The following is a 21,353-nucleotide window of genomic DNA, read 5'->3' on the forward strand; positions in this document are numbered from 1 at the left end:
GTGGAACCGCACCGTGCCGCTTCAGCTGTGCGGTCCCAACAGGCCAAAGACGTGGGGTGGCGGTGGCTTCGTACCCGCAGTCAGACGCGCGGGCGAGCGCGGGACCGAGGAGCGCTGCGCCGAGGGCGGCCGTTGCTGCGGGGGCGGGGGTGATCTTTCGCATGGTCTGCCCAACGGCTGGCGGGCGGTGACGACACGAGCGGCTGGCTGGGTGCTCACGTACAGGACGCAAAGGGCCCGGGCGAAGGACCACCGCGGCCCGGAAGATGGCTGGGAAGATGACGGCCTCGCGGCGCGTGACGCATCTGGCTGCCCCGGCCCCGGGGGTCGAACAGGCTCGGGAGTCCGGAGGTGGTTGAGGACCGTATCTGTCCTTGGTGGCCCTCACGGTCGTTCCAGGTCGCCGATCGGGTGACTCGTCGCCAGGATGACGAGGGCAGCCCGCTGACTATGTGGGCTGCTGTCGCACACGTAAGGAAGTACGACCATGGGGATCTCCGAGGCCGCCGACCGCGCCGACACCTTCGTCGCGCACCGGTTCACCGAGCAGCTGGTGGACCTGGGCGAGATCCGTATGAACTACGTCGTCGAGGGTGATCCGGCGTCCCCGGCGCTGCTGCTCGTGCCCGCCCAGGGCGAGTCCTGGTGGGGCTACGAGGAGGCGATCGACCTGCTCAGCTCCGAGTTCCAGGTGTTCGCGATCGACCTGCGCGGCCAGGGCCGCTCGACGTGGACCCCCGGCCGCTACAACCTGGGTACCTGGGGCGCGGACGTGGAACGCTTCGTCGATCTGGTCGTCAAGCGGCCCGTGGTCGTGGCGGGGAACTCCTCCGGCGGCATCATCGCCGCCTACGTGGCCGCGTACGGCAAGCCGGGCCTGGTCCGCGGCGCGATGCTGGAGGACCCGCCGCTGTTCTCCTCCCAGGCCGCCCCGCCCTACGGGCCCGGCATGATGCAGACGCTGGGGCCGATCTTCGCACTGTGGGCGAAGTGGCTCGGGCCGCAGTGGTCCATCGGCGACTGGAGCGGCATGGTGAAGGCCGCACCCGCCGAGCTGCCCGCGTTCCTGCACCCCGGGATCGGGTTCATGATGGGCGACGGCGACCCCGAGGCCGGCGCCTCACCGACTCCCGTGCAGCACCTCAAGGAGTACGACCCCGAATGGGGCCAGGCCTGGGCCACCGACACCGCCAACGCCGGCGTCGACCACGCCACGATGCTCGCCCAGGTCAAAGCCCCCGTACTGCTCACCCATCACTTCCACATGACCGACCCCGAAACCGGCCGGCTCATGGGCGCCATGACCGACATCCAGGCCGCCCAGGCACGCCGGCTGCTGGAGTCCACCGGCCTGCCCGTCGCCTTCCAGCAGCTCGACGCACCGCACACCATGCACGAACCCATGGCCCAGCAGTACGCCGACGTCCTCACCCAATGGATCAAGACGCTCCCCTGACCAACGGCGCAACCGCGGACTTCCCGGGCTTGCCGACCTGAACAGGCCGCCGGCAGAAATCAGTCCCGCCCCGATCAAACATCGGTGACTCAGAGCGCCGTCCACACTCGGTTCTGGCTCAGCTTCTGTGACGCGGCCACGCTGAGCGACGGCTGGGCTTCCTCAGGCAGTAGGTGAGGAAGGAGCTGTTGTTCCCGTCGATCGCGGACGTTGCGGTGCTGGCTGTGGACGTGGGCAACGCGATGGTGCGGGTCGGCGCAGCATGCACTGCCAACGGTGCCGCTTGCCCGGCGTGCGGGCTCTGGTGGAACCGGTTTCATGATTGCTACCTGCGGTTTCCCGCTGATGTGCCCAGCGCCGGACGAAGCGCCGTCCTTCAGCTGAGGGCCGGTTCGCCTGCAGGAACTCGCGGTGCACCCGCCGCACCTTCCTCGAGTGGATACCCGGCCTGACCCGTCGGCACGGTCAGCGGACCGAGCGGCTGCGCGCGACGCCGGCCGCGGTCGGTCTCGCCCTGGCGGGCCGTGCCGGCGCCCGCCTGAGCTCCGCGCTCGGGATCTGCGTCAGCCGGAGCACCGTCCTGCGCCTGGTCGACGCCCTTTCCCGAGCCGTAAGTGCCTGCCCCGCGTGTGGTCGGCATTGAGGAGTACGCCACCCGCGAGGGTCGCCGATACGGCACCGTTCTCGTCGACTCGAAACCCGCCGCCCTGTTCGACCTGCGGCCCGACCGGGAGGCATCGAGCCTGGCGGCCCGGCTCGCCGATCGGCCCGGCGTCGAGGTCGTGTCCCGGGGCCGGGCGCCAATCTTCGTCGAGGGCGCCACCGCCGGTGCACCGCAGGCCGTCCGGGTCGCGGACCGGTGGCATCTCCGGCACAACCTCAGCGAGGCCACCGAGCGGAGCATCGCCCAGCACCGCCGCTGCCTCCGCGCTCTGGTCCCCACGCTCCCCCGATCCGGACTCGGAATCGAGGCCGTTCCGGCCACGGACTCGTCCGGTTCTCCCCGGCCGTGCGGGCACCGCTTCGCCGACCGGACCGGGCCGCTGATCGAGACCGCCGACTACGAGATGGCGATCATCTGTCAGACAGGCCCGAGGGGGTCCGGCGCATCAGCCTGTGCGCTGTCCATGCGGCAAGCGCCCAGCCTGCTACGGCGCCGTACTGCCCCAGTGGGCCGCCATGCTGGTCACCGCTCGATCCCGGGCCGGGTATCCGTCCCACACTCACCGTGCTTTCCCGGCCGGCGAGGGCTCGCAGCACAGCGCGCGCTTCGTCCAGGGCGCTGTCGCCCGCCGCGATCAGTTCCAGCCCTCGCCGTGCCACCTGCTCCTGTGACAGGTGCTTTCGTGCCAGTTCAGTCATGATGTCCATCAGCGCTTGCCGGAATACGTCCGTGGCTGACAGGTCGGGGGCGAGGGCGCGCACTGTGCCTTCGGTGTTGGCCATGGATTTGCCCAGGATTCCGATGGTGGGGCTGGTGCGGATTCCGCGGCGCGCGGCGCAGCGCAGGATGGTGGACAGGGCTGAGCCGAAGTTCATGTGGTCGAGTCGGCTGGTGGCCAGCTGGGGCACGATGCGTGTCAGGTCGTCCCGGAAGGCGGGCAGGTCGGTGCGTGAGGTGGGGCGGCCGAGTTCGAGCCAGGCGGTGGCCAGCCCGCGTGCGTCGTTGTGGGCGATGCTGGTGAAGGCGAGCGCGCCGAGCGTCCCGGTGTGCCGGTCGATGCGGCCGGCCATTCCCCAGTCGATGAGGGTCGCGCCTGTTTCGGGGTGCAGGAAGACGTTGCCTGGATGCGGGTCGGCGTGGAAGAAGTGCTCCACGAAATAGCCCCGGAACATGTATCTGAGCAGGTCGGTGGCTACCCGCTCGCGTTGCTGCTCGCACATGTCGTCCGCTGCCCCGCAGCTCAGTGCTCGTCCGGGTGCGATGCTCTGGACCAGCACCCGCCGCCCCGCCTGCCGTACTGCTGGTACTGCGAGGTGCGGGAAGCCTTCGGCAGCTCGGCGGCCGGCCTCCATGTGTGCGGCCTCGGCGGTGAAGTCGAGCTCGGGTCGCATGCAGTCGAAGATTCCTTGCAGGACGGCGTCGAGGTCCAGCACCTCGGCGAGTCGCGGAGTGGCCCGCCCCGTCATCCGGGCTGCTCGGCTCAGCGTCGCCATGTCCGCCCGCATCCGTCTCTCGGCACCGGGTCGCTGCACTTTGAGCACCGCGCGGGTGCCGTCGTGCAGCACCACGGGATAGACCTGGGCCAGCGACGCGGAGCCGCAGGGCAGGCCGGTGTCGACCTCGCGGAACAGTGTGCGCCATGCGGGCCCGAGCTCCTGCTCGAGTACGGGCTCGAAGACGGAGAACGGGGCGGCCGTCACGGTGCGGTGCAGCCGTTCCAGCTCCGTGGCCAGCGCTCCGGAGATCAGATCCGGTCGGGTGGCGAGTACCTGTCCGACCTTGATGTAGAAGGGCCCCAGTGCCTCCATGGCCTCCCGGATACGCCGCGCCCGGACGCGTTGCGCGTGCTTCGTGCGCTCAGTGGTGCCGGTTCCCTGCTGGGCCGTGAGCGCGTCCTGTGCGAGCAGTCCGGCCAGCCGGGCCACGCCCACCCCTCGAGCCGCCTTCATTGCCACGGCCGCCGGTCTCAGGCTCGGCCCAGCAGCTGGGTTCCCGCTGCGGTGGGTTCCCGGGCCATGAAGAACGCAGTGAGGCCGTCCAGGAGTTCGGGCAGGCTGATCGCGCCGTCCTTGTCGCGGTCGAGTTCGTCGAAGCCACGGTCGAGGTCCCCGGGGTCGACGCGTCCGCCGGCGAAGACCGTACGGTACTCGTGGCGGTCGATGGCTCCGCTGCCGTCGGTGTCCACTGCCTCGAACATGGCGCGCACGGCGTGGTGTACGCCGTCGCGCACGTACCCGGGGTCGGCGTCGCAGTTGCGGAGCATGGCGGTGACCCACTCGTCCTTGCTGACGCTTCCGTCGCCGTCCGTGTCCATGGTGGCGCGCATGTGGTCCCACCATGCGGTGAAGCCGGCATACACCTTGTCTTCCTGCTCCGGGGTGAGTTGCAGCTGCCAGCACAGGGCGCGGGCCATCGCCTGCAGGTCCGGGGCGTCGATCCGGCCGTCGCCGGTCTGGTCGAGCACCTGGGAGAAGAAGCGGCCCAGCCGGTCGGCCCGCGAGTCGCGGTCCTGGCCGCGGACGGCCGCCGAGGCCACCGCTTTGACCAGTCCCAGGGGCCGGGCCAGCAGACCGGCGCCGGGAAGCCGGATGCCGCCGGGCCGGGCCTCGTCCGCCCCGCTCGCAGCAGCCTGGCCGGTCATCGCTGCGGCGGCGACCGGCATGTAGCGGCTGCGCAGGGGCAGCGGCTCCATGGCGGTTCGCGCGGCGTGGTGCACCATACGCGACAGCGCGCGGTCGGCTTGTCCGACGTGCAGGTGGAGGCGCTCGCGGTAGGTCTGCGGCAGCTGTGCGGCCACGGCGCCGGGCATCAGCATCGCGGCGGAGGAACGCATCAACGACCACACCGGCGGGCACCACTCCAGCTGCGATGGTGTCGCAGCACCCCGGTACATGTCCCGCATCAGGAAACGGACCTCGGTGTTGTCCTCCAGCACTTCGCGCTGCATCCGCTCGAAGTAGTCCCAGAACCCGGCGAGATCAGCCGGCAGCAGGTCGCGGTCCAAGCCGAAGGCGCCCAGGGTGGCACACCACTCGTCGTACAGCCGCATCTCGTGGGCAGGCGAGAGCGGGCGGCCGGCGAGCCGCTCCATGCTGCTCATCGCCTCGAACACGGTGCCGAGCACCCAGGCGCGCACCTCCGGCTGCTCGGCGCTGTAGTCACGGCCGCGGTCGTCGGTGCCCTTGATGCGCCGGTGGGCGCGCAGGACCCGCTGCACCTCCTGGAGCCGCTGCTCGGGCGGGGCGTAGACGAAACGCTGCAGGCTGATCAGGGTGTGATCGACCCGCCGCCAGGGATGGGTGCGGTACGTGGAGTGCTTGGCCAGGCCGGCACCGACCACGGGGTGGGCCGCTTGCAGGACCAGCAGCCGTGGCATCACCAGGGTCATCCGCCACTGGCCCAGCAGCTGCCAGGTCACCGATCCGGGGCCGGGGAAACCCGCCCCATCGGCGGAGATCTCGGGCTCTGGGGCCGGCAGGGTTGCGGTCATGACGAGGCGCCTTCCATGTGCTGTCGCCGAGCGGCGAGGAGGACCTTGATCGAGGGCAGCCAAGGGGTCCGGACGGTGTGTCGTGGCAGGCGGGAGCCGGCTCGTCGGAGCGCCCGTAGCTGGATCCGTTGCACGTCCAGGAACGCCGTCATGACCGGAACGAACTCCGGCGGCATGAGCGGCAGGACGTCACGGGCCCGGCCCAGGGCGGCAGCGGCCAGCTCGATCTGAGCGTGCAGCTGCCGGCCGGTGTGCGGCAGGCAGGGCAGCCCTCTTCGCAGGTCGTCGGCAAGGTCGCCGAGGCAGTCGATGCGCTGCCCCGCATCGGCCGCGTCGCGCAGCGCGCGGACCACCTCCGGGGTTCGGCACCCGGGGTGGACCCCACAGACAAGGACCATCAGGGGATGCGAGACGCGGTCCACGTAGGCCTGGAAGCCGGCCTCCGAGCCGAAGGCACGGTATTCGAGGTCGCCGGCCATGCCGTCCAGGAAGTCACTCACCCACGCATCGGGCAGTCCGGTGTGGTCCAGAGCATGCAGCAGCGCGGCCAGCCGGGGGTTGTCCGCCCTGCGCTCGGCGAGAGCCTCCCTTACGGCGGTGTCCCAGGCGCGGAAGCGGTCGGGCCGCGTGGCGGCGGGCCCGCTGTCGGAAGCGGTGTCCGTGGCATGGATGAACGCGTACACACACAGGATGTGCGGCTGCAGCCGGGACGGAGCGAGCAGCCGGATCGCGGCGTAGTAAGGGGGCTCAAGTCGGCGGACCTCGCGGGCAATGTCCCGGTATGCCCTCCTCACCGAAGGGGCGTGGACGCCGGCGTGATCCAGGACGGTGTGGTAGGGCACGGGGGCGATGAGCTGCATCAGGCGGCCCCCGCGCGTCCGAAGCGTCGCTCGCGCCCGGCGTAGTCGGCCACCGCTTCCCACAGGGCGAAGCGGTCGAAGTCGGGGAAGAGCACGTCGGTGAAGTACAGCTCCGCATAAGCGCACTGCCACAGCAGGAAGTTGCTGATCCGGCGCTCGCCCGAGGTGCGGATGAGCAGGTCCACATCTGGGACGCCGGGCTGATACAGCCTACTGGTCAGCGAAGCGGCATCAATGCGGTCGGGGCTCAACCGTCCCTCGGCGGCATCCCGCGCCAACTCGGCTGCCGCCCGCAGCAGTTCGTCGCGGGCGCCGTAGTCGACGCAGAAGATCAGGTCCATGGTCCGGTTGTTCCGGGTGAACTGTTCGAAGTCGGCAAGCGTACGGCCCAGTGTGGGAGGGACACGGTCGCGTCGTCCGCACCACAGTGCACGGACCCCCTTGGCATGCAGGGCAGCCTGGTTGTCGGTGACGAAGCCACCGATGATCTCCAGAGTCCTCGCAACCTCCTCCGGCTCGCGCCGCCAGTTCTCGGTGGAGAACAAATAGAACGACAGATGCCGGATCCCCGCCTGCACCGCACCGTCGATGGTGTCGAGCAGGCGCGGCACGGCGGCTGCGTGCCCGTCATTGCGGGCCAGTCCACGACGAGCGGCCCACCTGCCGTTGCCGTCGACGATCAAGGCAACGTGTGCGGGAACCCGCTCCGGCTCCCACGCCGACGACCGGCCCTCACATAGATGTGGCTTTGCGGACAACGGAGTACCGGCCATTCACATCCACCCGCCCTTTCACCAACCACGCCCCCATCCTGCGAACCTGCGCCGGTATGCGCGGGAACAGCTACACAAGACCCCCGGGAACAAGACCTGGAAGGGCTGCGAACCGCTCAGAACACTGCCTGGCCAGCGTGGCAGCGGTCATCCGCTTCTTACGGATCCACTCGAACGGAGGACGGTCCCGCAGCCCCCGTTACGGGGTGACGCACTCGGTGTCGACGGGCCATCCGCAGCGGTCGGTGTCGAGGTCGTAGACCATCCACTCCGCTCCTTGACAGCGGCCGGTGCCGTCCTCCTCACAGGCCGGACAGGCCAGGTCGGCCGCTGCTCCGCGGGACAAGCGGGCGATGTCCTCGTCGCGGATCTCGTGGCCCTCGGCACGGAGCTGTTCGACGGCGGCGTCGATGTACCGGCTCGTCCAGAGCACGATGGTGTTGAAGACCAGGCCCAGCGCGCCGAGCTGATTCGATCCGAACTAGCCCAGCCGACGGCCCGGCAGGAGTCTGCGCGGGTCCAGTCACTGAACGTGCTTGTCCGAAGTCGTGAAGCCCTGGAGTGTCCGGGCGTGTCGCGCACCGCTGCGTTCTGCACGGTCACCTGTGACACGGCGCCCGGGACCAGGCGACCATCCCCCACATGGACGACGCGTTCACACTCCTTCGGCAGGCCGTTGACGTACTGCCGCAGGACGCCATGGCAGGAAACGGCCAGACGGTTGGAGATGTGCGCAAGGAGATCGAGCTCCAGGAGAGGGAGATGGCGCTCGACGAGCTCATCGAGATCGCGGACATCCATCCGGCATCCATCACCTTGTGGGAGATGCTCTCCGAGGCTGCCCGGCAGATGGTGCTCGACCACAGCCGCCGTGGGTGCGAGTGGCGGGGCGAGAAAGCCAAACACGGCACGATCCGTGCCACCTTGACCCTTCTAGGAGCCGACGAGGGCGGACGCCACAGTGCCTTCTCCGGGGACGGCCAGCTCAGACCGCTGTGGGACATCGGTCACCGCACCGCAGACGGACAGCAAGATCTGAACATCGCGCGGCTCTGGGTGGAGTGCGAGCCGCAGCTGGGCCCTGGAAGGACCGCCCACGTTCGCCTGACTCCCCTGCAGCCCGAGCAAGGGCAGCATCTGCAGCCCGGTGACGTGATCACCATGCACGAGACCCAACCGGCCGCTGAAATCGCCGAAATCATCGAGGATCTGCCACCTCGCGCCTGAGACCAGGACAGCCAGGGGGCGAAGGGCCCGTGACCGGACAGCTGTCAGCCGCTGACGGAGCTGCCGGTGAGTCGGCCGGCGCTGAGCGGCGTCGGCATCGTTGGCATCCGAATGTGCCGACCCGCAGCCGCGTGAAGCCGTCCAGAGGTGGCGTGGAGCAGGACCGCGCACCCCACACCGACTCCACCACCGGACAGACGTCGTGCGGTAGTTGATGACCTCCTTGAGGGGAGAAGGACCTCGCGCCAAAGCGAACGTGGACAGGCAGCACCCTTTTGTGACGCTCGCGGTAGTCGGCTGAGTCGAACTGCGGTGGCCCGCCACATCAGGAGCGGCGCACAGGAACGTTTTCAGGTGGTCAGGCAGACGAGCGGCCAGTGATGGCCGGCAGGGTCGTGGTTTTGATCCGGCGGTAGGTCCTGAAGCCGTACACGGTCAGCGCTGCCCAGATGACGGTACTGGCAATAGGCCACCACAGGTCCCACCCCTGCTCGCCCTGGATGAGCTTGACGGTCCCATTCACCGCCCAGCTGACCGCAAGAACAAGCGCCGCCCACCTGGCCCAACGCCACATCCGCATCGTCCCACGGACACGGGCTTCCCGTGAGATCTGATCACCCCGTCGAAGTCGTGCGCCATCCATACCTACCCGCCTACCCCCTGACCGCCCCTTGCCTCCCATTCCTGAGGAGAAGGCCGGAACGGGACGGGTCGCGGGGCGCGTCAGGCGGACGCGTGCCGTGATGCAGACGCCTTCCGCGATACAGCGTGGTGCGCCGGACGTCCCTCGCTTGTTCCTTGGAGGCGCTCCCGCCACAGGGAGACTGTAAGCAGCAGACCGCTGAAGACGGCCAGCAGGAGAGCGGACACCCACATCTGCCGGCTGCCGGGCGACTGCCACGCGGTAAAGGCAGCCAACACCACCCACAGCAGGGCACCACCGACGTAGAAGGTGCGGACCCGGTGCAGCTGCCGCACCTCCCGCAACGACATGACGCGATCAGACTTGCATGCCATGCCAGCCTCTGTACCCCAGCGGACGCTGAACAACGTTGCAGGTTGATCGAGTTGGCCCTTCGACCGCTTCCCACCCCTTACTGCTGGGCGCGTCCTTCAAAGTCACGGCGCACTGCTGCACCTTGGTCCTCGACCAGGCCTGCATCGTCGGGGAGGTCCAGGACAGCGCCGCAGTGGCTGCACAGTTTCCCGTCCTCGGCCGGCGTGCCACACGCCTTGCAGAACCGATTACCCTCGCCGTTCCCAGTGGCCTGCGACATGACTCTCTCCTTCCCAAAAGGGGACAGTGATGAGCAGGGAGTACCCCCAGCGTCCGCGAACTCACAGATCATGGAGATCGCCATCACCACAGCCCCGGGAACGGTGCTGCTCGGCACGCTCACCAACCCCGGCGGCGAGCCGATCCCGGCGGAGACCCAGCACGTGACGGCATCCCCGAGCCATGGTCCAGACGCGCCTACCGGAGTGGGAAGTTCGTGCGATGGAGCAGCACGCCGCCCGCCATCGCGACTGGCACGACTACTACACCTGGCAGAAGCTGGGCGGCGGCTACCAGGCTCTGGACGATGGCTGTGCTGTCGTCGGACGGCTGAAACCCATTGCGGAAACGTGGTCGCGAACAGGGTGGCCGACCCTGCCTCGCGCTGGACGGCCGGCGCCCCGCCTTCCGCTCACTCAGACAGCCCATGTTAGAGGGGAGCGCAGTTGGCCTCTCGATGCCTCGGCTGTCGCTGCGGCCGGCCTCAGGCTGGAAGGTGGGGATTTTCCTCACCATGGTCACAAGGCTGGTTCAGCCGTCGGCCGGACACGTACTCCTGCTCACCGGCTCCATGCCTGCCGTGCGGTCCCCACGGTGGTGTGGATGCGGTGATGTCCAGCTCGCGCACTTCCAGGCATGTCCATCACGGCCGGGGGCCGAAGGGTGGGCCCGTCCTGCGGCAGGCTCGGCGGCGATGGCCGCGGGTGAGGTTGAGTTGGCTGAGTCGGAGCAGGTCGACGAGCTCCTGCATCGACATCCACTCCTGGGGTGGGCTGCACCGTCGTCCGTTCGCTCGCGCACGTCAGGTACTGCGTGGCTGACGCGTGGTCGGATTGGGTGCGTGGGGCGGCCGAGTGCGCTCTTCTGCAGTCCGCCGCCAACGTGCAAACGCTCGCCCCCGTCGACCTCCTGCGCGTCGACGCTGTACAACCTCACCGGCGCGGCCACCCGCAAGAGCACCATCCCGAAGACGCACCATGTCCAGGACCCACCATGCCCATGAGCCGAGGCAGGCCGCCTCGGCGGCGACCGTCTCGCGGCCCGTAGGACGTACTCCTGCGAGCCACTGACGCCGGGGTCCGTAGGGGCAAAGTAGCAGGTCAGGGGACGGCGGGCAGCGAGGCCTCGATCCCACGGGCCGCGACCGGCTGGGCACTGCCGTCGGCCAGGCGGTAGGACAGGCCCACCACGGCCGCTCGGCCGGTAGCGACCCGATCGGCCAGGACGCGGGAGCGTTCCAGCAGCAGGTCGACGGTCCGCTCGATGTGCTCGGCGAGGATCTCCTCGGGCTGGTCGCGCCCGGCGGCCCGAGCCGCCAGGACGCTGGGGGTCACCCGCTCGACGACGTCCCTCACGAATCCGGCGGGCACTTGACCGCCGTCGGCGGCGGCGCACGCAGCCGCGATGGCCCCGCACGAGTCATGGCCGAGTACCACCACCAGCGGGCAGTCCAGCACGCTCACGCCGTACTCGATGCTGCCCAGCGCCTCCGCGCCGACGACGTGCCCGGCGGTGCGCACGACGAAGAGGTCCCCCAGCCCCTGATCGAAGATGATCTCGGCGGCCAGCCGGGAGTCGGAGCATCCGAACAGCACAGCGAACGGCTTCTGGGCGGGTGCGATCTGCGCGCGGCGCGCGGCGTCCTGGTGCGGGTGCTCAGGGGTGCCCGCAAGGAAGCGCTGGTTGCCGGCCAGCAACAGCTCATAGGCATCACGCGGCGCCGGAGTATGGGTGTCGGTCATGATCCGAAGCCTACGATCCGGCTCCACCGATCGACAGCGCGGGCCATGACGTGTCCCGGGGAAGCACACCCCGCGGGCGGCGCCGCGCGTGCTGCGGTGTCACCGAACCCGGTGCATCCACCGGCACCAAAGGATCCCGCGGATCGTCTCGGCGGCCCTTTCCGGCGCGTCCGAAGACGCCCCCTTGGCAAAGAGCCCGGCAAGGCGAGTGACCACCTGGGACAAGCCGCTGGTCCAGGGCATTACAGGTATTGGATCGCGTGATCGCGGGACGCGCACTCGGTGATCGTCGCGGCGGCATCCAGGCGATGACCGCCGCGACGCATCCGACAGGCAGGCAGGGAAGGACGTGGGGGACATGGACAGCGCGGGTCAGCCGGTGATTCCGGAGGTGGTGGACAGTCCCGCTTTGCGGGCGCACCCGACAGGCAGGACCGCGCGGTGGCTGTTGCGGCATCAGGTCCAGCCTGTGGGGCCGGCGGCCGGTGTGGCGCATGCCGAGGCGCATGCGTGGTGGAAGGTGATGTGCCTGACGGGGGTCGACTACTTTTCCAGCCTGGCCTACGTGCCGGCGATCGCCGCGCTCGCCGCGGGGGCGGTGTCACCGCTGGCGACGCTGCTGATCGTGGCGTTGACGTTGCTGGGGATGCTGCCGATGTACCGGCGGGTGGCCAAGCAGAGCCCGCACGGCGCGGGGTCGGTGGCGATGCTCGAGGATCTGCTGCCGTTCTGGTGGGGCAAGCTGTTCGTGCTGGCCCTGCTCGGGTTCGTGGCCACCTCGTGGATCATCACCATCACCTTGTCGACGGCGGATGCCTCGGTGCACGTGGTGGAGAACCCTTTCTTCCCCGCCGCGCTGCACGGCCACGAGGTTGCCCTGACGGTGGTGCTGCTGCTGGTACTCGGTGGTGTGTTCCTGCTCGGGTTCAGCGAGGCGGTCAGTGTCGCCATCCCGCTCGTCGCCGTGTTCCTGGTCCTCAACGCGGTCGTCATCGCCGTCGGCCTGGTCCAGGTGTTCACCACCGATGGCGCGCTGTCGGCATGGACCGACGCACTCACCGACGGCGGGGGCGGCTTCGGTGACGTCGCCGGCCCGGCGCTGCTGGCCTTCCCTCTGCTCGTGCTGGGCCTGTCCGGATTCGAGACCGGTGTGTCCATGATCCCGCTGATCGCGGGCGAAGGCGCCGACGACGAACAGCGCCTGCGGGCGCGCATCCGCAACGCCCGCCGGCTGCTGACCACGGCGGCGGTGACCATGAGCGTCTACCTGCTGTCCGCCAGTTTCGTCACCACCGTGCTCATCCCGCACGACGAGTTCGAGCCCGGTGGCGCGGCCAACGGCCGCGCGCTGGCCTGGCTGGCCCACGAGCACGTCGGAGAGGCGTTCGGCACGGTCTACGACATCAGCACGATCCTCATCCTGTGGTTCGCCGGTGCGTCCGCGATGGCCGGGCTGATCAACATCGTCCCGCGCTACCTGCCGGGCTACGGCATGGCGCCGGAATGGGGCCGCGCGGTGCGTCCGGTCGTCCTCGTCTACACCGCGCTGTGCGTGGTGATCACCATCGCGTTCGACGCCGATGTCGACGCCCAGGCCGGTGCCTACGCCACCGGGATCCTGGCCATGATGGTCTCCGGGGCCTTCGCCGTGACCGTCTTCGTCGCCCGCGGCCGCCGCCGCGTGGCCACCGTCGGCTTCGGACTGCTCACCGCGGTGCTCCTGTACGCCCTGGGCGCCAACATCATCGACAAACCGGACGGCATCGCCATCTCCGGCTTCTTCATCCTCGGCATCATCACCGTCTCGCTGATCTCCCGCGTCGCGCGGACCACCGAGCTGCGCGCCGACCGTCTCGTCTTCGACGAGAGCGCACGCCGGTTCATCGCCGAAACCCTCGCCCACGACCAGTCCATCAACATCATCGCCAATCGCCGACAGGCTGGCGACGAAGCCGAGTACGCCGCCAAGGAACGCGAGCAGCGCGGCACCAACCCGGTCCCCGGCTTCGCGGACGTGCTCTTCCTCGAGATCGACGTGGTCGATCCGTCCGACTTCAGCGAGACCCTCACCGTCCACGGCCTGGACGTCGGCGGCTACCGCATCCTGCGTGCGCAGGCCCCGGCCGCGCCCAACGCCATCGCCGCGATCCTGCTCGCGTTGCGCGATGCCACGGGGGTGCGGCCGCACTGCTACTTCGCCTGGGCCGAGGGGAGCCCGCTCAAGCACATGTTCCGCTACTTCCTCCTCGGCCGCGGCGACACCGCCCCCGTCACCCGCGAGATCATCCGCCGCAACGAACCCGACCCCGACCGCCGCCCCGGTATCCATGTCGGCAGCTGAAGCGCCTGACCACCGCCCGCTTCGGCGGGGCGACTGCACACTCGGCGGCTCACCGAACAGGGCTGTGCATCGCTTCGCGCGTATGACCGGGGTCGAGGGCGGGGATACTGGCGGGTGCCGGGGCCGAGGGGTATCCATCACATATCCCCCGGCCCCGGTGCCGGGCGTCAGCGCCAGGTGTCGTTGACGGTCAACGTGCCGGTGGGCGGCGTGACGACGGTGCGGTTGTCGCCGTTCTCCCAGGTGACCGTGCCATCGGGGTTCTTCTTGAAGTACTTGTACTGCACGGTGGTGTTCGGCGGGAGCTGGTGGGCTCCGGACCAGAGCGGGTACGTGGTGGCGCCGGTGGTCAGGGGGACGGCCTTGGCCGGGTCCCAGCTGCCCAGGTCGGGCAGGTGGCCGGTGACGTAGAGGTTCTGGCCCCAGCTGGTGGTGGCGGTGGCGCGGAAGGTTGCGGAGACCGGGCTGACGTCCCAGCGGTCGTGGTTGGCCGGCGTGTTCGGGGAGACCGTCAGTGTGCGGTTAGGGGTGCTTTCCCAGGTCACCGCGCCGGTGGGTGAGCGCCTGAGGTACTTGTACTGCACGGTGGCGCCGACGGGCAGTCGGACGCCGGCCGACCAGTGCGGGTAGGCGCTTGCGGTGGTGCCCAGAGGGACGGCTCTGGCCGGATCCCAGGAGCCCAACTGCGGAGCACTGCCGGTGACGAGCAGGGTCTCCCCTTGCGTGGCGGCCTCCACTCGGAAGGTGACGGAGGTGTCCTGCGTCGTGGCCGCACGGGCGTGAGAGACCGTACCGGCAAAGAGGTCGGCGAGGAGCACGGCGAGCACGAGCACCGGCCGCCAGGCGGCCGGCACCCGCTGATATGTCGAGAGCATGTCATCCCCTTCTGACTCGTCGACGGCGGATTCCTGCCCGCCGTCCACGCACATTCAACACAGGATGAAGACAGAGAGCGACGGCATCCGCTCTCTGCGTTCAATCAGGCATGCGATTCGGCCGTGAAAGCCGAACTCTCTTGCGCCTTCGTCCAAGTCCTGAACGAAGAGCCTATGACCCACTGCAGGAAGCCACACGAACTGGTCGCAGCGGACGGGGAGTCGGTCGAGGTCGCCGGAGTACACCTGAAGGCCACGTTCCGTCGGCGTTCCGGCTGCCACGAGCACCCTGACGGGCTTGCGCAAGATGACGCAAAAGCTTTCACCCCGCCATGCCCGGGTTTCGCCGCCTGGCCTACCCGGACCACGGCGAGCGGCACCCAGGGGTGCTGATGTACGCGGACGGCTTCGGCATCCGGCCCATGCTGCGGGAGATGGCCCGCGAACTGGCCGGGCACGGCTACTACGTGCTCGTCCCCAACTCCTTCCACCGACATGGCCTGCACCGCTGGTCGAGCTGCCCGAGTACATCGGAGAGGAGGTCCGGTCTGCGGTCTTCACCCAGCTGATGCCCCTGATCGAGGCGCACACCGCTGAACGTGTCCTGAGCGACGCCGACGCCTACCTCAGGTTCCTCACCACTCAGCCCGAGGTCGGCGCCAGTCCCGTCGCGGTGACCGGCTACTGCATAGGCGGCCTCTACGCGATGCGCACCGCTGCGGCCCATCCCGACCAGGTGGCGGCCGTCGCCGCGTTCCACGGCCCCGTGGGCGCCGACGGGTCCGACCTCTTCTCCAAGCTCACCGCCCAGGTCCACCTCGGCCACGCCGAAGGCGACATGACACCTGAGGCCCTCGGCGAGCTCAACCAGGCCCTGGATGCAGCAGGCGTCGGCTACACCTCCGAGATCTACCCCGGCACCGTCCACGGCTTCACCATGTCCGACACCGACGCCTATAGCGCCTCTGGGCTGAAGCGTCACTGGGATCGCCTGCTCCCCCTTCTGGACCGCACCCTGGCCACCAGTTGAGGCTCCAGCCTGGAAACCAACCCTGAAACGGCCGCGACCAGCCAACGGCATGGCGAGCCACACCGATGTCTCCACGGCCGTGGCCCGCCTCCATCGCGAACGGAACTTCCGTAAAGGGTCGCTTGAGAGATCTAAGCAGGGCCTCTTGGTAGCTCAGAGGGCTTCTACCGCAACTCGTCTTCTAAGAGGCCCTGTTGTTGCAGTTGTATGCCACTGCGGAGACGGAGTCCCCTTCGGTCACTCTGGCGTGTGACTGCCTGGCTCACCGGTTCGGGAGCGCCGCCGACACCCCGATGCGTGTGCGGCGGTATCCGACGGACATGACGGACGCGGAGTGGGCCCGGGCCCTGCCGCTGCTGCCGGTACCGGGTTTGGATGTGCGGCCGGGGCGGCCGGCCGGAGACGTATTGCCACCGGGCCATGCTCGATGCAATCCGGTATCTCGTGGGCAAGGGGATCAAGTGGCGGGCAATGCCCGCCGACTTCCCGCAGGTGGCCGCGGCACACCATCGCCTGGCCCTGGTCTGCGCCGACGGCGGCTACACCGCAGCCCCGTCGAGTACTGCCTGGCCACGCTCGCCCTGGTCCTGACGATCGTCAAACGCAGTGTCGACCGACGAGGGTTCGTGGTGCTGCCCAAGCGGTGGATCGTCGAGCGCCTCTTCGCCCACCTCATGCGAAGCCGCCACCTGGTGCGCAACTTCGAGCGCCGCACCACCAGCGTCGAGGCGTTGGTCTGCTGGTCGATGGCCCTGCTCACCCGTCGCCCGGCCCGGTCACGCCTGCCGCGAGGATGAACCGGCCCGGCTGCTGCTCGGCCAGCCAGTCGCGGGCCACCCGGCGTTTCGCTTTCGACCGCAGAGCCTCCACTCGCGCCGGCACCACGTCCATGCCGAACATGGCGGCCATCTCCTGAGGATGCGTTGGTAGTCGCCGGCAGCGCCGACCAGGCCAGCCCTTGGCGCCATACCGGCACCTGCGACCTCGCTTTCGCCGCATCCCCAGGAGCACCCGACAGGCCACCCCTCCCACGGAACCACCACGCCCTATCGCCGACCAGCGGAAACGCGTCGATCACGTCCGGCCGGGCCGGGGGGCTACGCCGCGTCGGCCCGCCGCAGCCCGGGGCCCTCGGCGTCCAGGGCGCCCCGGGCTCTGATCGTCGGGCCCAGGGCGAGTTGGGCGAGGGCGGCCAGGCAGCACAGGGCGGTGCACGACAGCCACAGGACGGTGGATCCGATGCCGAGGAGGCGGGTGCCGAGGAGCGGGGCGATGAGGAACCCGGTGCCCCAGGCCATTCCGAGCAGGCCGTTGTAGCGCCCGCGCAGGGTGGGTGGGGCAATGTCCGCCACGATGGCGGCCGTGACGGCGAAGACGAGGACCTCTCCCAGGCTCCACACCGCGACGGCCGCCCCGTAGGCCGGGCCGGCCGAGGCGGCGGCGACGAGGGCGCTGCCGGTGGCGGCCAGAAGGAAGCCGGTGGCCAGGATGCGGCTCTTGTCGTAGGCGTCGAGCCGGTGGCCGATCAGCGGCTGTACGACGATGACGACCACGCCGTTCACCGCCATGACCAGGCCGTAGACGTCACCGGGCAGGCCGTCGCGGGCCATGGCGATCGGCAGGGTGGCGAAGGCCTGCTGGAAGACGACGGCGTACAGGACGACGACGCCGGCGAAGGCCGCCATCGCGCGATCTGCGAGGACCGTGCGGTAACTGCCGCTCCCCCGGCCGGCGGCCTGCGGACGGGTCTCGGGGACGGCGAACCACACCAGCAGGCCGAAGACCGCGCACGCGGCGGCGTCCGCCCAGAACAGCAGGTGGAAGCCGCGGGTCGCGAGGTGACCGCCGAGGATCATGGCGGCGGAGAAGCCGAGGTTCACCGACCACAGCAGCAGGCCGAAGGCGCGGGTGCGGTCGGCGGCGGGCACGGCGTCAGCGACCAGGGCCTGCGCGGCGGGCCTGAAGAGGTCGATGGTGACGCCGAGGGCGAAACCTGCCGCGGTGAGGGCGGGCAGGGTGTGTGCGCTGCCCAGCGCCAGCAGCGAGGCGGCGTTGGCGAGCATCCCACCGGTCAGCGCCGCGCGACGGCCGAAGCGGTCGGTGAGGAAGCCGCCGAGGGGCTGCGAGAGGACCGAGCCGACGCCGACGACCGCGAGGATGAGACCGACCGTGTGGAGGGGAACGCTCCTGGCCTGGGTGAGGTAGAGGCTGAGGAACGGGTTGACCATCGCCCCGAGGCGGTTGACCAGGCTCCCGGTCCACAGGACCCAGAAGGAGCCCGGCAGCCCGCCGACACGGACGCGGATGATGGTGCGCAGCCGGCCGGCCTTGCCCGGAGCCGAGATCGGAGTCGGGCTCGGGGGCCGGGTCAACGCGCTGCTCCTTCCGGGGCGGTGAGACTCGCCGCCAGCGCCGCACGGTCGGCTTTGCCGTTCGCCGTGAGGGGCAGGGCGTTCACGACGCGCACCTCGGCCGGGACCATGTAGGAGGGCAGCGTCCGGGCGCAGAAGGCGCGCAGGAGGGGGGCGATGTCCTGGTCCGGCGCGGCAGGTTCGGCAGCCAAGGCGGAGTTCGTGGTGGCCGTGTCGGACCGGAGTGAGTCGGGAGCGAGGACGACGAAGGCGGCGAGGCAGCTCCCGCCTTCGGGCGAGGGTCCTCGCAGGACGGCGGCGGCGGCGGTGGCCGCGGGGTGCTGCAGCAGGCGGCGTTCGACCTCGCCGAGTTCCACGCGGTTGCCGTTGATCTGGACCTGGGAGTCGGTGCGTCCCAGGAAGTAGAACTCGCCGCTTTCCCCACGCACCGCCAGGTCGCCGGTGCGCAGCACGCGTTGCCCGGACTCGGGGCACAGCGGGTCGGGGACGAGCGCGGCCCGGGTGGCCTCGGGATCGTCCCAGTAGCCGGTGAACAGGGCGGGACTGCGCAGGAGTATCTCCCCGTGCACGCCGGGTCCGTCCACGACGTCTCCCGCCTCGTCGACGAGGATCATCTCGGCACCGGGGTGGGCGGTGCCGATCGACAGGCGCTCCAGGTCGGCCGGGAGGGGATCGGGCACGTCCTCGAACGAGGCGGCCATCGACTCGGTGGCGCCGTAGCAGTTGACGATGCGCATGCCGGGGCGCAGTTCCTGGATGCGGCGCAGTTCGGGCAGCGGGAACTCCTCTCCGCAGAAGAGGACTTGCCGCAGGGATGTGAGCCCGGCCAGGCGGTCCGGTTCGTGTCGCAGCACTTGACGCCAGATGGACGGTACGCCGTTGACGTGCGTGGCCCCCGTGTCGTGCAGGGCTCGCAGGAAGCGCCGGGGCCAGCGCACCGCGTGCTGGGGCACGGGTACGACGGCGGCACCACTGGCCAGTGCCAGCCCGATGGTGAGCAGGGAGAAGTCGAAGTGGAGGGGTGAGGTGCCGGCGATCCGGTCACCGGGGGCGGCCAGGCGGTGGGCCAGCATGCCGCGGTAGAACGCGGTGACGGCGCGGTGGCTCATGACGACGCCCTTCGGGCGTCCGGTCGTTCCGGAGGTGAAGACGATGTACGCCGGGTCGGTGACGCAGGGCACGCGGCGTCGGCGGGCAGTCGCGGTGGGGGGCCGTTCGACGACCAGTTCACCCGCGGCGAAGCGGGCTGTGCCGAGGCCGGGCGGGAGGTCGGTGCGCTCGCCAGTCCTCGCCTGGAGGTGCAGGGCGGGGCGGGCGGTGCCGATGAGGGTATGCAGACGTTCCTGTGGGGTCTCGGGAGGGATCGGTACGAAGGTGAGCCCGGCCCGGGAGCAGGCGAGCAGCACGGCGATCGCCTCGGCGCCGGCTTCGGCCTCCAGGAGCACGCGCGTGCCGGGCTCGAACTCCAGGGCGCGGAGGGCGGTGGCGTAGGCGTCGACCGCGCGGACGAGTTCGGCGTAGGTCGTGACAGTCGTTCCGCCGGGGGCGACGGGCTCGATGACGGCGGGCCGGCCGGGGGCGTGGCGCGCCGGATCGAGCAGGAGGTCGTGGAGGAACTCACCGGTTGCCGCGGCGGTGGCGGCCGGCGGTCGGCTCACTGACGGGGTCCTTTCGGTGCGGGGTGACTTCGCTTCAGACGCGCTCTTTCGTATTGCGGAATCCTTCTTCCGCAATACGGGCGCTTACGGTGTCACAGTCGCCCACGGGAGCGCCACCCCACTCCCCCTTCGGCGGGCTCGGTACGACCACTGCACGCACTTAACAGCCCTACAGAACGGCAGCGTTGATGCGGTGACCTTGATATCCCTGGACAGGCTTCAACAGTTTGTGGCAGCGTGGAAGCCCACCGCAGCGGAAAACGATTTCCGCATCATGGAATAGGAGGTCGCCCGTCGTGCAGCCGAACGACGCCGGACCTCTCTCCCTGGGCCAGCTCTCGGTCTGGCACGACATCCGCGAACTGCCGCCCTCCCGGCGCCATGAGCCCAACAACGCGGCCGTGTGGGACCTGCCGCCCGGCACGGCCTCCGACGCCGTACGAGCGGCGCTGGCCTGCCTTGCCCGCCGCCACCCCTCGCTGCGCACCCGCTACGACCTGCGCGACCCGGACGCGCCCCGGCAGTGGGTGGCCGAGGAGACCGCGCCCGTGGTGCTGCCCGCCGCCCCAGCCGGTGGCGCCCCGGCCGAGGACCAGGCTCGTGTACTGGCCGGTGAGCCTTTCGACCTCGGCCGGGAGGACGGCTGGCGGGCCCGGCTCGTCAGCGACCCTTCCGGCTCACAGCGCCTGGTGTTCGTCAAGCACCACATCCTGGCGGACGCCTGGGCGCAGGAAGTGCTGCGCCGGGAACTCCTGCGGGAGATCGCCGTACCGGGCAGCCTGCGGGCGACGGCACCGGGTCCCCTGCACCTGGCCGCGGAGCAGCACGGCCCGAACGGGTTGCGGCGGCAGCGAGCCGCGCTGGAGCACTGGGAGCGGCTGGGCAGCCGGGCGCCGGCTGCTCGGCTGCCGGACAGCGGCGACGCTCCCTGCGAGGTGGTGCAAGCGACGCTGCGGTCGGCGCCCGCGCTGGCCGCGGCACGCGCGCTCGCCGACCGGGCCGGCGTCTCCGTCGCGAGCGCGGTCATGGCCGCCTACGTGCGCGCCGTGGCGCGCCGGTGCGGCAGCGACACGCTGCTGGTGCACCTTATGAGCGCCAACCGGTTCGCCGGCCGCTGGAAGGACGTGGTCACCTCGATGAACCAGTGGGTTCCCGCCCTGGTGGAGGGGGCCCGCGCCGAACTCACCACCCTCGCCGGCACAGTGCACTGGAACAGCCTGCGCGCCGTGCGGCACGGCATGTCCGACGTGACCGCGGTCGCCGCCCTGCGTGCCCGCACACCGCAGGCTTTCGAACCCGCCTGCGCCTTCAACCATGTCGCCGCGCCCCCCGGGGACGAGGCCCGTGCGGCCGCGGACGCACAGGGACCGGCGGAACCGGCCCTCTCCTTCGACAGGCCGTTCACGACCATCGGTCCACGTTGCTACGCCCGTTCCCAGGAGGACGGGCAGGTGCTGACGGTGCGGCTCACCGCGCGTGACGTGAGCCGCGCGGAGTGCGCCGCTCTGCTCTGGGAGTTGCACGACACCTTGCTCACCGCCACCTGACACCTGCCGTCTCCCGGCGCCCGCCCCCCACGTCCTTGCCCG

Annotated in this window: 15 protein-coding genes and 4 pseudogenes; 8 read left to right on the forward strand and 11 right to left on the reverse strand. The window is 70.1% G+C overall.

Translation table 11 applies throughout. From position 1 onward, the window contains the following. The first annotated feature begins 487 nt into the window (after positions 1-487). Together ACH4C6_RS28600 and ACH4C6_RS28605 are read left to right on the forward strand one after the other, a co-directional pair. A complete protein-coding gene (locus tag ACH4C6_RS28600; RefSeq protein ID WP_398111501.1) occupies positions 488-1,456 on the forward strand; it encodes an alpha/beta fold hydrolase in 969 nt (322 codons plus the stop codon). 629 nt (positions 1,457-2,085) lie between these two features. Continuing rightward, positions 2,086-2,364 (forward strand): annotated as a pseudogene (locus ACH4C6_RS28605) (transposase); the annotation flags it as partial. A 166-nt stretch (positions 2,365-2,530) separates the two neighbouring features. On the opposite strand, the gene ACH4C6_RS28610 reads toward ACH4C6_RS28605, so the two are convergent. From ACH4C6_RS28610 to ACH4C6_RS28630, 5 genes and pseudogenes are all read right to left on the reverse strand, one after another. Continuing rightward, the gene (locus ACH4C6_RS28610) at positions 2,531-4,045 is read right to left on the reverse strand and encodes an ABC1 kinase family protein (protein ID WP_398111502.1); all 1,515 of its coding nucleotides are present in this window, start codon (positions 4,043-4,045) and stop codon (positions 2,531-2,533) included. Positions 4,046-4,086: 41 nt separating this feature from the next. After that, positions 4,087-5,610, reverse strand: coding sequence for an oxygenase MpaB family protein (locus tag ACH4C6_RS28615; protein WP_398111503.1), 1,524 nt, complete (start codon positions 5,608-5,610; stop codon positions 4,087-4,089). Then, positions 5,607-6,470 carry a squalene/phytoene synthase family protein gene (locus tag ACH4C6_RS28620; protein WP_398111504.1) on the reverse strand — a complete coding sequence of 288 codons (864 nt, stop codon included), beginning with the start codon at positions 6,468-6,470 and terminating at the stop codon, positions 5,607-5,609. The genes ACH4C6_RS28615 and ACH4C6_RS28620 overlap by 4 nt, the downstream gene beginning before the upstream one ends. Then, positions 6,470-7,243, reverse strand: coding sequence for a polyprenyl diphosphate synthase (gene uppS / locus ACH4C6_RS28625; RefSeq protein WP_398111505.1), 774 nt, complete (start codon positions 7,241-7,243; stop codon positions 6,470-6,472). Before uppS ends, ACH4C6_RS28620 begins: the two co-directional genes overlap by 1 nt. Positions 7,244-7,583: 340 nt before the next feature. Continuing rightward, positions 7,584-7,715: pseudogene (locus tag ACH4C6_RS28630) on the reverse strand (Tn3 family transposase); the annotation flags it as partial. 170 nt (positions 7,716-7,885) lie between these two features. Between ACH4C6_RS28630 and ACH4C6_RS28635 the strand changes: the two are divergent. Continuing rightward, on the forward strand, positions 7,886-8,470 hold the full coding sequence (locus ACH4C6_RS28635; protein ID WP_398111506.1) for a hypothetical protein: 585 nt from the start codon (positions 7,886-7,888) through the stop codon (positions 8,468-8,470). Positions 8,471-9,193: 723 nt separating this feature from the next. Here the strand turns inward: ACH4C6_RS28635 and ACH4C6_RS28640 are convergent. Beyond that, positions 9,194-9,487, reverse strand: coding sequence for a hypothetical protein (locus ACH4C6_RS28640; RefSeq protein WP_398111507.1), 294 nt, complete (start codon positions 9,485-9,487; stop codon positions 9,194-9,196). 1,359 nt (positions 9,488-10,846) lie between these two features. Then, on the reverse strand, positions 10,847-11,488 hold the full coding sequence (locus ACH4C6_RS28645) for a carbonic anhydrase (RefSeq protein WP_398111508.1): 642 nt from the start codon (positions 11,486-11,488) through the stop codon (positions 10,847-10,849). Positions 11,489-11,846: 358 nt separating this feature from the next. Between ACH4C6_RS28645 and ACH4C6_RS28650 the strand changes: the two genes are divergently transcribed. Next, positions 11,847-13,829 carry an amino acid transporter gene (locus tag ACH4C6_RS28650; RefSeq protein WP_398111510.1) on the forward strand — a complete coding sequence of 661 codons (1,983 nt, stop codon included), beginning with the start codon at positions 11,847-11,849 and terminating at the stop codon, positions 13,827-13,829. A gap of 167 nt (positions 13,830-13,996) precedes the next feature. On the opposite strand, the gene ACH4C6_RS28655 is transcribed toward ACH4C6_RS28650, so the two are convergent. After that, a complete protein-coding gene (locus ACH4C6_RS28655) occupies positions 13,997-14,704 on the reverse strand; it encodes a CBM20 domain-containing protein (protein ID WP_398111512.1) in 708 nt (235 codons plus the stop codon). Between the two features lie 332 nt (positions 14,705-15,036). On the opposite strand from ACH4C6_RS28655, the pseudogene ACH4C6_RS28660 reads away from it, so the two are divergent. The 3 genes and pseudogenes from ACH4C6_RS28660 (at position 15,037) to ACH4C6_RS28670 (ending at position 16,531) form a co-directional block, all read left to right on the forward strand. After that, a pseudogene (locus tag ACH4C6_RS28660) lies at positions 15,037-15,734 on the forward strand (dienelactone hydrolase family protein). Positions 15,735-16,154: 420 nt separating this feature from the next. Continuing rightward, entirely contained in the window at positions 16,155-16,325 is a 171-nt protein-coding gene (locus ACH4C6_RS28665) for a hypothetical protein (RefSeq protein ID WP_398111513.1), read from the forward strand. Between the two features lie 35 nt (positions 16,326-16,360). Further along, positions 16,361-16,531 carry a hypothetical protein gene (locus tag ACH4C6_RS28670; protein WP_398111514.1) on the forward strand — a complete coding sequence of 57 codons (171 nt, stop codon included), beginning with the start codon at positions 16,361-16,363 and terminating at the stop codon, positions 16,529-16,531. Here the strand turns inward: ACH4C6_RS28670 and ACH4C6_RS28675 are convergent. From ACH4C6_RS28675 to ACH4C6_RS28685, 3 genes and pseudogenes are all read right to left on the reverse strand, one after another. Next, positions 16,491-16,734, reverse strand: a pseudogene (locus ACH4C6_RS28675) (hypothetical protein); the annotation flags it as partial. The gene ACH4C6_RS28670 and the pseudogene ACH4C6_RS28675 sit on opposite strands and share 41 nt — an antisense overlap. A 97-nt stretch (positions 16,735-16,831) precedes the next feature. Then, the gene (locus tag ACH4C6_RS28680) at positions 16,832-18,106 is read right to left on the reverse strand and encodes an MFS transporter (RefSeq protein ID WP_398111515.1); all 1,275 of its coding nucleotides are present in this window, start codon (positions 18,104-18,106) and stop codon (positions 16,832-16,834) included. Beyond that, positions 18,103-19,764, reverse strand: coding sequence for an AMP-binding protein (locus tag ACH4C6_RS28685; protein WP_398111516.1), 1,662 nt, complete (start codon positions 19,762-19,764; stop codon positions 18,103-18,105). Before ACH4C6_RS28685 ends, ACH4C6_RS28680 begins: the two co-directional genes overlap by 4 nt. 296 nt (positions 19,765-20,060) lie before the next feature. On the opposite strand from ACH4C6_RS28685, the gene ACH4C6_RS28690 reads away from it, so the two are divergent. Then, a complete protein-coding gene (locus tag ACH4C6_RS28690) occupies positions 20,061-21,311 on the forward strand; it encodes a condensation domain-containing protein (protein WP_398111517.1) in 1,251 nt (416 codons plus the stop codon). Positions 21,312-21,353: the final 42 nt, after the last annotated feature.

The sequence above is a fragment of the Streptomyces sp. NPDC017943 genome (genome assembly GCF_044328425.1).
Lineage (GTDB): Bacteria > Actinomycetota > Actinomycetes > Streptomycetales > Streptomycetaceae > Streptomyces > Streptomyces djakartensis_A.

Bases quoted from the DNA above. Each gene is read 5' to 3' on its own strand.
- ACH4C6_RS28615 (WP_398111503.1), bottom strand. From the start codon at position 5,610: ATGACCGCAACCCTGCCGGCCCCAGAGCCCGAGATCTCCGCCGATGGG.
- ACH4C6_RS28665 (WP_398111513.1), top strand. From the start codon at position 16,155: ATGCTCGATGCAATCCGGTATCTCGTGGGCAAGGGGATCAAGTGGCGG.
- ACH4C6_RS28620 (WP_398111504.1), bottom strand. From the start codon at position 6,470: ATGCAGCTCATCGCCCCCGTGCCCTACCACACCGTCCTGGATCACGCC.
- ACH4C6_RS28635 (WP_398111506.1), top strand. From the start codon at position 7,886: ATGGACGACGCGTTCACACTCCTTCGGCAGGCCGTTGACGTACTGCCG.
- ACH4C6_RS28655 (WP_398111512.1), bottom strand. From the start codon at position 14,704: ATGCTCTCGACATATCAGCGGGTGCCGGCCGCCTGGCGGCCGGTGCTC.
- ACH4C6_RS28600 (WP_398111501.1), top strand. From the start codon at position 488: ATGGGGATCTCCGAGGCCGCCGACCGCGCCGACACCTTCGTCGCGCAC.
- ACH4C6_RS28650 (WP_398111510.1), top strand. From the start codon at position 11,847: ATGGACAGCGCGGGTCAGCCGGTGATTCCGGAGGTGGTGGACAGTCCC.
- ACH4C6_RS28640 (WP_398111507.1), bottom strand. From the start codon at position 9,487: ATGGCATGCAAGTCTGATCGCGTCATGTCGTTGCGGGAGGTGCGGCAG.
- ACH4C6_RS28645 (WP_398111508.1), bottom strand. From the start codon at position 11,488: ATGACCGACACCCATACTCCGGCGCCGCGTGATGCCTATGAGCTGTTG.
- uppS (WP_398111505.1), bottom strand. From the start codon at position 7,243: ATGGCCGGTACTCCGTTGTCCGCAAAGCCACATCTATGTGAGGGCCGG.